Genomic DNA, 13084 nt, shown 5'->3' on the forward strand with positions numbered 1-13084 from the left:
CGGAAACATGTATTTGGCCTGTTTTTTTATTTGAAGAAGCTGAGTAGTTACAGTAAATCGTTCGCTTCATTACATTTTTTGGCGTTGGCATTTTTATGCTGGGCTTTTTATTACGCCGCTTCTTATTACATTGTCACTAAGCGGAATTGGGTATTTATTTCGGGAAGAGGTTGAGGATTTCATCTATAAAGATTTATATTTTGGGAAGAGCGCTCAAACGGAATCTATTTCGATGTCTGATTCTATTTCCTTAACAGAGAAAAAATATCCACATTATAGCGTGGCGAAAATTAGTGAGTTTAATGGGGATTATAATACGAGACTTACGATTGCAAATGAGTATACTGGGCAACAAAAATATGTGTATTTAGATAGTAATAATCAAATTGTTGGGGATCAAAACGCAAGTGAAACGTTTGCTAATATAATGAGGGAATTACATAGTTCTCTTTTAGTTGGTGGCACTGTCGTAAACTATACTGTAGAACTCGCGGCATGCTGGACAATCTTTTTAATCGTAACCGGATTGTACATGAGTATACGACAATTCAAAAACACACCATCATCCAATAAGCGAGAAAAAGCAAAAAGACGTCATTCTATTATCGGTATTATATTTACAATTCCTCTCTTTCTGCTAGTCGCATCTGGATTGCCATGGTCAGGATTTATGGGGAACCAAATTTATAAAATCGCATCGTCAAATGAATCACTCGGATATCCAAAATTGTACATGGCTCCACCTGAATCAAAGGTAAAAGAATTGCCGTGGGCAACAAGAAAAGAAGCTCCGCCTGAATCAAATTTAAATGAACCGAAAGCAATTTCTGTCGATGAATTACAAAAAGGAATTGAAATAAAGAAGCCATATGTTATTTCACTACCAGCTGATCCGAAAGGTGTATTCACTGTTTCGAAATCGAGCGGTTCTGGTATTACAGGTATGCATGTTGCACCAAATGAAGAGATAACAGCTTACTTTGACCAATATAGCGGGGAGCTCATTTCAAAAACGGACTATCGTGATTATGGATTACTTGCACAATGGTTCACTTACGGTATCCCGCTTCATGAAGGACATTTATTCGGATGGCCAAATAAAATATTATGCTTACTAACGACATTATCTCTACTACTTCTCATTTATTACGGAATAAAAATGTGGTTAGCAAGAAAGCCGAAAGGAAAATTAGCAGCACCTCCAAAACAAAGAGATAAGAAAAGTATATTCGTTTTCTTTATCATGATGGTAATACTAGGCGCTGTCATGCCTTTATTTGGACTATCTGTTTTAGTTATTTTAGCGATTGAACTTCTTATATATGTATTTTCAAAAATACGATCATAATGAAAAGAAAACCACTCTACATGAGTGGTTTTCTTCATCACTGCGCTGTTTTCTTTCGGTACATCTTCCCGTTCCAATAGAAGAATCGTGAAGTGAGGCCTCCGTACTTTACAATGCGCCGTGCCATTTTGTGCATATTCTTTTGTGCTGATACTTTTTGATCTGATAAATAAATACCAAGTAACCCTCGGCTTATGAGACGATGAAACTTCGCATGAGGCAAATCACCAATGCTCTTCTCTGCTTCTTCTACAAAGTGTTTCATCCGATCTAATATCGCTTGCTCGTTTTCGTAATAACTACAGAAATTCAAATCTCCGCCTATACGGTCTTCTTCTTGATCAATGAAATAATCAAGCAAAATATGAAGTCCTTGTACGTAAGGGAAGTACCCTTGTCTAATTTTCGCAATATCTTCATCATGTAACTCATCATGAAATGCATATGCTACAAGACAGAAAATTCCAAGTGTAGAACCGGCACATGCTGAAAATTCAAACCAACTCATCTCAGGTAAGTTTTCTTTATGTGCTTCAAACCAATTTTTCAAGCGCGGCTCTCTTTCTTCTAATTTCACGTGTTTATGAATTTGCAAATCACAATAATAACAAGCAAGTTCATGAAGAACAGGAGCAATTTTGTCATAGTGCTTCGTTTTCTTTAAAACATCTTGGCATGTTTCAACAAGTTCATCTAAATAACCACCATCATCTTGATCATCACGATAACGATAATAATTACCGCCACCTTCTACTTCAGGTGATAATGCCATTAACATCGATTCATGCAGTGCGGCAAAATCATTTGGATCAAGTGATGTACTGCGATCACATAAATTATCTAAATAGTCGCTGATCGTTTGATACGCTACGATAAAACGAATACATTCTTCTCGGTGTTCATTTGCTAGCAGAGCTAAAATGCCACCGCCCTCACAATGAAACGTTTTATGCTCAATACTTGCGATTGCCTGACTATGAAGCTCATCATTCGGAATATGGTAGGCACGCTCTTTCCACATCGCTAGCTCATGGTGTACAACCGGAAACACATCACGGTATACTTTCGCCATGAGCGTTATGGGATTACTCGGTACGTTCACTTCTTCCTTCATCTCCTCTATTAAATGTACAAATAATGATTTATTTGTTTGTTTTTACTATATTATTGACATGCATTTCAGTAAATGACTGAATATAACTCAAAATTTCATCACGCTCATACTCATTTAATAACTCGTGATAACAATTCGGCCATTCTTTAAAAGCCTTATCACTTATTTTAACATTATCAAACCAAGTGCGGACACGTGTTTTATCTACAAGTTTATCCTCACAAGCTTGCATTAGCAAGAGCGGAACATCTGGAAAATCATCTATTTTTTTATGAGCAATTTCGATAGACTTAATCAATTCACTATACCAACGTACTGATACTTTGCGCAAGAACAAAGAATCATTCTCCATTGCATCTCTCACTTCGTGGTTACGTGTTGACATTTCCACCGTAAGATTCGTTGCAAATTGCAATTTTGGAGCCACAACATTTAATATTTTTGAAGCAAATTGAAGCGGAGCAGAGGGTCCAGTCACTACCCCTAAACAAGGCGAACTCAAAATAATACCCTCTACATCTTCTCTCTTCGTTTCTTGCATCATACGAATGACAATAAGACCACCCATACTATGACCGAATAGAAAAATAGGTAACCTATACTTTCTTGCTTCTTTCACCCATAGTTTAACTTCCTCTATGTATTCATCAAATGAATCAATATGTCCTCTATTTCTTGAAGTCGTTCCATGTGATGGAAGATCCCCCATCACGACGTGGTAGCCGATATGATTCCACATTTCCGCAACGGCTTCGTAACGTCCGTGATATTCCATTGCGCCGTGCACAATAACAATGACAGCCTTTGCTTCCTCCGCTTCATAATTCCACATACGGCTCTCCTCCATTTCACTCTTTCTCATAATTTGATACACTAAAACTAGTCTCTAGGAAAGGAAGACTTTACATGATATATCCTTACAAAGAAAAAAAACCGAAAATTGCGAGTAGTGCTTTTATCGCTGACTATGTTACGATTACAGGCGATGTTTACGTTGGCGAGGAATCAAGTATTTGGTTTAATACAGTCATCCGTGGTGATGTGTCACCAACGATCATTGGAGACCGAGTAAATGTACAAGACCAATGTACACTCCACCAAAGCCCTCAGTATCCTCTTATCTTAGAAGATGATGTTACAGTTGGGCATCAAGTTATTTTACATAGTTGTCATATTAAAAAAGATGCTTTAATTGGAATGGGATCCATTATATTAGATGGTGCTGAAATTGGCGAAGGAGCTTTTATCGGCGCTGGAAGCCTCGTTTCACAAGGAAAGAAAATTCCACCAAACACGTTAGCTTTCGGTCGTCCCGCGAAAGTCATTCGTGAATTAACAGCAGAAGACCGTAAAGATATGGAGCGTATTCGCACGCAATACGTTGAAAAAGGTCAATATTATAAATCATTACAGAAGTAAATTTCCGCTGCCATAAGATTGGCAGCTTTTTTTATATAAAAACTAACTTTTTCTTTACAAAACATTATTACTCCCTCAACAAAATCTTATTAAAATAAAAGCTAATATCTCCATATATATGTAAACGAGGGAGGAGAATTTTCATGAAGGTCAGTGGATTATATAAAATAGAATGTTACATTTTCAAAGGAATTAATCGCTACTTTGATCAAAAAACATTAAATATCTTTTTCAGCAATATTACTCATATCGGTGGCGCGACTTTCTCCATCGCACTCACACTTTTCTTTTTAATTTTTGCAAAAGGTACTTTACATCAAGCAGCAATTGCAACTGCTATTTCTTTAGCAATTAGCCATATTCCTGTACAAATATTAAAAAGATGGTATCCACGAAAACGTCCTTATTTAACAATTCAGGATGCAAAATATCCAGTCCATCCATTAAAAGACCACTCTTTCCCGTCTGGTCATACAACAGCCGTTTTCTCTGTCTTCATTCCATTTATTTGCTATAATCCAAGCTTACTTGCTTTCCTATTACCGTTAGCATTATGCGTCGGTATTTCACGTATTTATTTAGGACTTCACTATCCGTCAGATGTATTCGTCGGTATGTGCCTTGGCACTTGCTCTGGCATCATCTCTTTTTATCAATTCATCCCACTTTTCACATAAAGGAGTGATATGATGAGAGTCGCCATTTTTACCGATACTTTTACGCCACAAGTTAACGGGGTTGCGAAAACGTTAGAGCGATTAACACGATATTTTCAGAAAGAACAGATCGCCTATTCTGTTTTCGCCCCTCAGCATACAGCTGAAGATAATTTTGTAGCGAATGTGAATAAGATGAGAAGTATCCCGTTAACAATATTATATCCAGAATGTCGTTTTTCTTTTCCTACTCCGCGTATTAAACGGGAACTACTTTCCTTTAAACCTGACATTATTCACATTGCCACACCTTTCAACATGGGACTTTGTGGATTGTATTATGCAAAAAAGTTAAACATCCCAGTTGTCGGTTCTTATCATACTGATTTCGATGCCTATTTACGTTATTACAAAATCGAATTCCTCTCCAATATGCTTTGGAACTATTTAAAATGGTTTCATAGTCATATGCAAAAAAATTTTGTACCTTCCTTTGAAACATTACATCAATTAAAAAATAAAGGCTTTCAGACCCTCTCTATATGGGGACGTGGTGTAGATTGCACACTCTTTCATCCAGCTTACAATACAGACCTATTCCGAAAAAAATATAATATTACAGCGAAGTATGTCCTTTCCTATGTTGGACGAATTGCTCCTGAAAAAGATATTGATACGCTGCAACATCTTATCGTTAAAACAGCACATACTCGAAACGATATTCATTGGCTCATCGCAGGAGACGGTCCTCTAGCAACAAGTTTACGTGAAGCTGTTCCGAAAACAAATATCACTTTTACTGGCTATTTACAAGGCGGGGATTTAGCTGAAGCATATGCTTGTTCTAACATAATGGTGTTTCCATCAGCTACTGAAACATTCGGAAATGTCGTACTTGAATCACTCGCATGCGGTACACCTGTTATTGGTGCAAATAGTGGCGGGGTTAAAAATATTATTACAGATGGAAAAACGGGAGTTCTTTGTCCGCCTAAAAATGAAGATGCATTTCTATCATCCATTTATTTTTTATTACAAAATGAAGAAAAACTTGAGCAGATGGGAATAGAATCTTCCTCTTTTGCGAAATCAAAGAGCTGGGATGAGGTCTTTCGTGGCTTGCTTAACCAATATGAAGAAGTCCTTCAGCATAACGCATCAGAGTTGCTTGCTTAAATAGAAAAACTCCCTTCAAAAAACGAAGGGAGTTTATTACATGGTCATAAATTTTAGTTTAATAAATGATACATAAGGTTAAGCATTGTTTTATTTCTATATTAATTATATCAAAAATAAACATAACTAAACAGACTTGTAATAAAAACCCATAAAAATTAATATATGGTTATACAGTGTTTTAACTGTATAATGATTTTAAGAATTCCCCTTAAAATCAACTCACTCACATACCTTTATACAGCAATTGTTCCCCAATTCTGTATATCAAAAAAACCTTTCATTCATTTGAAAGGTCTTTTTGAGCCTGCACATATTCTTCTTTCGTATTTACATTTATAAACCAATCCGCATTCGCTTGTACATCTTCTCCAGAAACATACTTCACATTACATTGTGATAAAAGCTGCCCCATACTTCTTTTTTCTTCCTGAAGTAAAGCATAAATCTTTTCTTTCACGCGGTTATGATACGCCGCAAGTAGCGGTTGTTTTCTTCCATTAATAATAGGTACAACCGCATCATATTCATTGTTCGTTTGCTCTAGTAAAATGGTAAACCATTCATGCGACACGTTTGGTGCATCGCAAGGCATAATAGCGTACCAATCTGCTTCTATGTATTCCATTCCTGATACAATGCCGGCCAGCGGTCCATTCCCTTTATAGTGCGGAATGTCTTCTATAACAGGTACTTGTACGAATTGCTCTACTCGCTCTTTTATATCAGTATGGCTAATTACTACAATGTCTTGCAAAGTATTTCCCATCACTTTCACAATATGCTCAACAAAAGTAGTTTCCTTCCAAATTGCTAACGCTTTCGGCTCACCGAATCTACTCGACATACCACCTGCTAATACAATTCCAGCATACTTACTCATTGGCGATGCAGCTCAAATGTAATATGACCTAATTCCGGTAAAATTAATTTATTCATCGCAAGGCGAACCGCTCCGCTAGACCCTGGCATCGAGAAGACTACTTTGCGCCCAATTGTACCACCAATCGCTCTACTTAACATTGCGCTGCTTCCGATATCTTCTAAATAACTAATCATACGGAACAGCTCACCAAATCCAACAATTTCTTTATCTAATAACGCTGATACTGCTTCAATTGTGACATCGCGTTTCGTAATACCAGTACCGCCATTTGTTAATACAACATCTACATCTTCCTTATGATAACCAGCTAACACTGCTTGCTGAATACTTTCTTTATCATCTTTTACAATTTCATAAGAAGTTACTTTATGTCCCGCTTCTTTTAACAATTCATGTAATAGTTGTCCGCTCTTATCTGTTTCTTCCGTACGTGTATCGGAAATCGTAACAATCTTGCAACGCACTTCTTTTGGAGCTTGTTTTTTATGTTCAGTTACACTCATTTTTTATCTTTCCTTTCTTAAAAACTTTTCTTCATTTTATCATACATATCTTTACACAATTATGTATGAAGCCAATAATGCGCCATGATACAATATAAGTATACTAACCCACAAAAAGGAAAGTGCCCTTTCTTATACTCCTAGACTACACATCTTTAGCTACTCTTTATATTTTCTACATAATAGAATTCAATTTTAAAACTTGTACTAAAAAATAAATCGGAGGTCTACCTATTATGGAACTATACAAAAAATTAACAACAACATTCATCCTCTTATTCGTCGCTTCCATCACTGTCGGTTTTTCTCTAAAAGGCGCAATTCCATACGCTACATTAGTAAGTATTATATTCGCAACGCTATTTTTACTAAGCAGTGCATTTTGCGCAGGTAAAGCACGTCAAATGAAAGGTTGATTACATATGTTCCAGAAGAAATCAATCCTTTGTAAATCATGTGAAAAGGAAATACAAAAGGAGGACTTACATTGTTTGAATCAAACCGTATCCAGTTACGAAAGTTTTCCGAAGATGATATTCTAACATATTATAAATGGCATAATGATATAGACGTTATGAGTTCAACTACTCTCACTCTTGATAAATATTCCCTTCAAGACACAGAAAAACTTTGCCAGCAATTTATTCATTCTTCGGACTCTAAGAGCTATATCATTGAAGAAAAATCTACGCATCTTTCAATTGGTATTACTTCTTTAATTCATATTGATTCGTATAATCGAAACGCTGAATGTATTATTGATATTGGTAACAAGGATTACTGGGGGCAAGGTTATGGGAAGGAAGCTTTCACCTTATTATTGGATTATGCATTTTTAGAATTAAATTTACATCGCCTTTCTTTACGAGTATTTTCTTTTAACGATAGAGCAATTAAATTATATAAATCACTCGGTTTTCAACATGAAGGAACTTGTAAAGAAGCTATATTCCGCAATGGCAATTGGCATGACATTGAACTCTTCGCTTTATTCCAACGTAATTATAAATAAAAAAAGCTTTGCGCTCACCGCGCAAAGCTTTTTTTCATATATTATAGACCAGCTTGCTCTTTTAAAGCTGCTGCTTTGTCTGTACGTTCCCATGATAGATCTACATCAGTACGTCCAAAGTGGCCGTAAGCTGCTGTTTGTTTGTAAATTGGGCGACGTAAGTCTAGCATTTTAATAATACCAGCTGGGCGAAGATCGAAGTTGTTACGAACTAGCTCTACTAGTACGTCTTCAGATACTTTACCAGTGCCGAATGTATCAACTGAAATTGATACTGGTTGTGCTACACCGATTGCGTATGCAAGTTGTACTTCTGCTTTTTCAGCAAAACCAGCTGCTACGATGTTTTTCGCAACATAACGAGCTGCATATGCTGCAGAACGGTCAACTTTCGTTGCATCTTTACCAGAGAATGCACCGCCACCGTGGCGAGCGTATCCACCGTAAGTATCAACGATGATTTTACGTCCTGTTAAACCAGCATCACCTTGTGGTCCACCAATTACGAAGCGGCCAGTTGGGTTAATGAAGAATTTCGTTTCTCCATCCATTAATTCTGCTGGTACTACAGCTTTAATTACGTGCTCTTTTAAGTCGCGATCGATTTCTTCCCATGTAACATCTGGGTGATGTTGTGTAGAAATTACGATAGTATCAACACGTACTGGTTTACCATTTTCATCATACTCAACTGTAACTTGCGTTTTTCCATCCGGACGTAAGTATGATAATGTATCATCTTTACGTACTTCAGTTAAACGGCGAGCTAATTTGTGAGCAAGCGAGATTGGAAGTGGCATTAACTCTTGTGTTTCATTACATGCGAAACCAAACATTAAACCTTGGTCTCCTGCACCAATTGCCTCAATCTCAGCGTCAGTCATTTGACCTTCGCGTGCTTCTAGCGCTTGGTCAACACCCATAGCGATGTCAGCAGATTGCTCATCGATAGATGTTAAAACTGCACAAGTTTCTGCATCGAATCCGTATTTTGCGCGTGTGTAACCAATGCCTTGAATTGTTTCACGAACGATTTTTGGAATATCTACGTAAGTAGAAGTCGTAATTTCCCCCGCTACCAATACTAAACCAGTTGTTACAGTTGTTTCACAAGCTACACGTGCATTTGCGTCTTTTGATAAGATCGCATCTAAAATTGAATCAGAAATTTGGTCACAAATTTTATCTGGATGTCCTTCAGTTACAGACTCAGATGTGAACAGATGACGTTTTTTTGTCATGTGGTAAACCTCCCTACAGTAATTGTATATATTGTACGGAACTCATCCTTAATTTGCCACAAACTGCGACATACATTTATTCTCCCACACAAGCATACAGAAAAACCTTTCCTACTTTACATAGAGGAAAGGTTTAATTTGCTACTTGCATACTGCTTTTTGCCCTTCGCTCTTATCGTTCGAGACCTGTAGCCTCGCACAGGTTTTAGCACCTATTCACCTGTATTTACCACTACAAGTGAGGTTGCTGGGCTTCATCGGGCCTGTCCCTCCGCCAGCTCGGGATAAGAGAGTATCCGTCCCAACCTATACTAAAGAAATGATATTCATTTGTCAATTAATATTCACATTTTCCTGAAAGTTTTTCTCAATACGCCTGAAATGAAATATTAATAGGGAAATAATGCATTCACACAAACAAAAAGAAATAAATAGTATACATTATTTATATAATTGTGTTATACTCTTGTTGGGGATTACGAGAAATATTTCATTAAATGAAAAGGATGGTATATAAATATGAGTACTGTGAATGTCCAAATTGGTTTACACGAATTATTGAACGGAAGCAATGCACAGATTCAACTAAGTGTTCCGCAATTAGTGGAAAAAGTATTAATGCGAAATGAAGGGAAATTAACTTCGACTGGTGCCGTTTCTGCTTCAACTGGAAAATATACAGGACGTTCTCCTAAAGATAAATTTATTGTGAAAGAAGCATCGGTTGCTGACAAAATTGCTTGGGGAGCTGTGAACCAACCGATTTCTGAAGAACATTTTAATAAATTATATACTAAAGTTTTAGAATACTTAAAAGAAAAAGAAGAGTTATTCGTCTTCAAAGGATTTGCAGGCGCTGACCGCAATTACCGCCTACCAATTCAAGTTATTAACGAATATGCATGGCACAATTTATTTGTACATCAATTATTCATTCGTCCAACTGAAGAAGAATTAACAACTCATGAATCAGAGTTCACAATTGTTTCTGCACCGAATTTCAAAGCTGATCCAGCTGTTGACGGTACAAACTCTGAAGCATTCATTATGGTTTCATTCGAAAAACGTATCGTACTAATTGGTGGTACAGAATACGCTGGAGAAATGAAAAAATCAATCTTCTCTATTATGAACTTCTTATTACCTGAACAAGATATTCTTTCTATGCATTGCTCTGCAAACGTAGGTGAAGAAGGCGACGTAGCACTATTCTTCGGTTTATCTGGAACAGGTAAAACAACATTATCTGCTGATCCAAACCGTAAACTAATCGGTGATGATGAGCACGGTTGGTCTGATAACGGTGTATTCAATATTGAAGGCGGTTGCTACGCGAAATGTGTAAACCTTTCTCACGAGAAAGAACCACAAATTTTCGATGCAATCACATTTGGATCTGTTTTAGAAAACGTTATCATTAATGACCAAACACGTATCGCCGACTACAACGATACTACTTTAACAGAAAATACTCGTGCTGCATACCCTATGCATGCGATCGACAATATCGTACTGCCAAGTGTTGCTGGACACCCAAATACAATTATTTTCTTAACTGCTGATGCATCTGGCGTATTGCCTCCAATCAGTAAGTTATCAAAAGAGCAAGCTATGTATCATTTCTTAAGTGGTTACACTAGTAAACTAGCAGGAACAGAGCGCGGCGTTACATCTCCGCAAGCAACATTCTCAACTTGCTTCGGTTCACCATTCTTACCACTTGATGCATCTCGCTATGCTGAAATGCTTGGTGAAAAAATCGAGAAACACGATGCGAAAGTATTCTTAGTAAACACTGGCTGGACTGGTGGCGAATACGGCGTTGGTAAACGTATGAACTTAGGTTACACTCGTGCAATGATTCAAGCAGCATTAAACGGTGAACTTGCGAAAACTGAAACAGCTAAACATGACATCTTCGGTCTTGAAGTTCCACTTCACGTACCAGGTGTACCTGACGAAGTGTTAATGCCTGAACAAACTTGGGCTGATAAAGCTGCTTACAAAGCAAAAGCAATCGAACTTGCAAATGAATTCAAAGCTAACTTCAAAAAGTTCGACAGCGTATCTGAAGACATTATTAACTTAGGCGGTCCAATCGCTTAAATTAAAACTTTCTGTTGGAATAACCCTTTACTCATATGAATAAGTGTCGTGTAACCGTAAAGTTTCGCGTACTCACCGACAAAACCCAATGCGGCTTAACGGTTACACACACTTACATAAAAAAGAAGCTTACGTGAAAACGTAAGCTTCTTCAGGCTGTGGAGAAAGTCTTCTCCACAGCCTGTTTTTGTGTCTGAACCTCTTTTTATGTGTCAACACTGATAAAAAAGAGGAAAAGGAGAGATTTTTTATGATGGGTGCTTTAAAAAATCATCGTGATGAGCGTGTATCTGTTTCTGTAGAAGAGTTGGTTCCACAAGAACATTTCCTTCGTGCAATTGAAGCGACAATTAGTTTTGATTTTATTGAAGAGAAGTTACGCCCTTATTACTGTGAAAACAATGGACGCCCGTCCATTCATCCTATTGTTTTATTTAAGATGATGTTTATTGGATATTTTTACGGTATTCGTTCTGAGCGTCAATTGGAAAAGGAAATTAAAACGAATATTGCCTACCGTTGGTTTTTAGGGTTTTCTCTATCGGATACTATTCCGGATCACTCTACAATCAGTTGGAATCGTCGTACTCGTTTTATTCATACAAATATTTTCGAAGAAATTTTTGATGAGATTGTGAGACAAGCGACGGAGCACCGGATGGTAGGAGGACGTGCACTGATGACAGATTCTACACATATTAAGGCCAATGCCAATAAAAATAAATTTGTACATAAATATAAAAAAGAAAAAGCAAAGTTTTATATAGACGAGCTAGAAGCTGCGGTAATCGAAGATCGTGAGGTACATGGAAAAAAGAATTAAAACCTAGAAAGGAAAGTGATACCCCTACCAAAAAAACTCGTATAAGTACAACGGATCCAGATAGTGGATTTTTAATGAGAGATGGAAAACCAAATGGTTTTCATTTCTTGGATCATCGTACGACTGATGCGAAGTACAATATTATTACAGATACCTATGTAACGGCTGGAAATATGGCAGATTCCGAGCCGTATTTAGCACGCCTCCAAGCTCAGATTGATAAATTCGACTTCAAAGTAGAAGCTGTTGCCCTTGATGCTGGCTATTTTACAGGATATATCTGTAAGAAACTATCAGAACGGAATATATTTATGGTGATGGGGTATCGCCGATTTGGAAAACGGAATAAAGAAGTACCGAAAAGCCAATTTAAATATGTAGAAGAAATGAATGTTTTCGCTTGTCCGATGGGATGTATTCTAGAATATGTAACAACTGATCGTGAAGGATACCGTCAATACAAATCGAATCCAGAAGACTGCGCTGTTTGTCCGTTACGTGAGGTGTGCTTTTCAAAGAAACAAAAACAAAAAGTTATCACTCATCATGTGTGGGAGAAATATAAGGATATTGCTAGAAAAAACAAGCTAACAGCTACAGGGAAAAGGTTGTATAAAGTACGCTGTTCCACTATAGAGCGAAGCTTTGCAGACGCCAAAGAACTACATGGCTACCGCTATGCCCGGTTTCGAGGGCTGAAGTCTGTCCAAATGCAAGCTTATCTCACCGCAGCTTGTCAAAACATGAAAAAAATAGCCCTCCACCTGACCAAAAAGGGTCAGGTGGAGGGCTATTTTTTA

At 37.3% G+C, this 13084-nt stretch carries 12 protein-coding genes, 1 pseudogene and 1 riboswitch; of the genes and pseudogenes, 8 read left to right on the forward strand and 5 right to left on the reverse strand.

The window, feature by feature from the left end; genetic code table 11:
- Nucleotides 1-73 precede the first annotated feature (73 nt).
- Nucleotides 74-1348 (forward strand): PepSY-associated TM helix domain-containing protein, encoded by a 1275-nt coding sequence (locus AC3WVZ_RS22675; RefSeq protein ID WP_233936594.1) that lies wholly within the window; start codon nucleotides 74-76, stop codon nucleotides 1346-1348.
- 37 nt (nucleotides 1349-1385) lie between these two features.
- Here AC3WVZ_RS22675 and AC3WVZ_RS22680 read toward each other — a convergent pair whose 3' ends face one another.
- Nucleotides 1386-2450 (reverse strand): tetraprenyl-beta-curcumene synthase family protein, encoded by a 1065-nt coding sequence (locus AC3WVZ_RS22680; protein WP_001102461.1) that lies wholly within the window; start codon nucleotides 2448-2450, stop codon nucleotides 1386-1388.
- A gap of 40 nt (nucleotides 2451-2490) precedes the next feature.
- Nucleotides 2491-3294, reverse strand: coding sequence for an alpha/beta hydrolase (locus AC3WVZ_RS22685; RefSeq protein ID WP_000267421.1), 804 nt, complete (start codon nucleotides 3292-3294; stop codon nucleotides 2491-2493).
- Nucleotides 3295-3368: 74 nt separating this feature from the next.
- Between AC3WVZ_RS22685 and AC3WVZ_RS22690 the strand changes: the two genes are divergently transcribed.
- From AC3WVZ_RS22690 to AC3WVZ_RS22700, 3 genes are all read left to right on the forward strand, one after another.
- Nucleotides 3369-3881, forward strand: coding sequence for a gamma carbonic anhydrase (locus AC3WVZ_RS22690; RefSeq protein WP_000640188.1), 513 nt, complete (start codon nucleotides 3369-3371; stop codon nucleotides 3879-3881).
- A gap of 143 nt (nucleotides 3882-4024) precedes the next feature.
- The gene (locus AC3WVZ_RS22695) at nucleotides 4025-4558 is read left to right on the forward strand and encodes a phosphatase PAP2 family protein (RefSeq protein WP_000868582.1); all 534 of its coding nucleotides are present in this window, start codon (nucleotides 4025-4027) and stop codon (nucleotides 4556-4558) included.
- Nucleotides 4559-4570: 12 nt separating this feature from the next.
- Nucleotides 4571-5713: a glycosyltransferase family 4 protein gene (locus AC3WVZ_RS22700; protein WP_001261642.1), complete on the forward strand. Its 1143-nt coding sequence runs from the start codon at nucleotides 4571-4573 to the stop codon at nucleotides 5711-5713.
- Nucleotides 5714-5993: 280 nt separating this feature from the next.
- On the opposite strand, the gene AC3WVZ_RS22705 is transcribed toward AC3WVZ_RS22700, so the two are convergent.
- On the reverse strand, nucleotides 5994-6596 hold the full coding sequence (locus AC3WVZ_RS22705) for a molybdenum cofactor guanylyltransferase (RefSeq protein ID WP_000049593.1): 603 nt from the start codon (nucleotides 6594-6596) through the stop codon (nucleotides 5994-5996).
- A complete protein-coding gene (locus AC3WVZ_RS22710) occupies nucleotides 6593-7102 on the reverse strand; it encodes a MogA/MoaB family molybdenum cofactor biosynthesis protein (RefSeq protein ID WP_000117124.1) in 510 nt (169 codons plus the stop codon). Before AC3WVZ_RS22710 ends, AC3WVZ_RS22705 begins: the two co-directional genes overlap by 4 nt.
- Before the next feature lie 236 nt (nucleotides 7103-7338).
- Here AC3WVZ_RS22710 and AC3WVZ_RS22715 point away from each other — a divergent pair, with 236 nt between their 5' ends.
- Both AC3WVZ_RS22715 and AC3WVZ_RS22720 read left to right on the forward strand, forming a co-directional pair.
- Complete coding sequence (locus tag AC3WVZ_RS22715; RefSeq protein WP_000424805.1) at nucleotides 7339-7518, forward strand: hypothetical protein; 180 nt, start codon at nucleotides 7339-7341, stop codon at nucleotides 7516-7518.
- Nucleotides 7519-7589: 71 nt separating this feature from the next.
- Entirely contained in the window at nucleotides 7590-8114 is a 525-nt protein-coding gene (locus tag AC3WVZ_RS22720; RefSeq protein ID WP_000464126.1) for a GNAT family N-acetyltransferase, read from the forward strand.
- A gap of 41 nt (nucleotides 8115-8155) precedes the next feature.
- Here AC3WVZ_RS22720 and metK read toward each other — a convergent pair whose 3' ends face one another.
- On the reverse strand, nucleotides 8156-9355 hold the full coding sequence (gene metK, locus AC3WVZ_RS22725; RefSeq protein WP_233935437.1) for a methionine adenosyltransferase: 1200 nt from the start codon (nucleotides 9353-9355) through the stop codon (nucleotides 8156-8158).
- 169 nt (nucleotides 9356-9524) lie between these two features.
- Nucleotides 9525-9646: riboswitch (SAM riboswitch) on the reverse strand.
- A 228-nt stretch (nucleotides 9647-9874) separates the two neighbouring features.
- On the opposite strand from metK, the gene pckA reads away from it, so the two are divergent.
- Nucleotides 9875-11461, forward strand: coding sequence for a phosphoenolpyruvate carboxykinase (ATP) (gene pckA, locus AC3WVZ_RS22730; RefSeq protein WP_000108802.1), 1587 nt, complete (start codon nucleotides 9875-9877; stop codon nucleotides 11459-11461).
- Between the two features lie 250 nt (nucleotides 11462-11711).
- Nucleotides 11712-13081, forward strand: a pseudogene (locus tag AC3WVZ_RS22735) (IS1182-like element ISBth7 family transposase); the annotation flags it as partial.
- Between the last annotated feature and the right edge of the window lie 3 nt (nucleotides 13082-13084).

It is taken from the genome of Bacillus sp. CPT56D-587-MTF, from assembly GCF_058792335.1.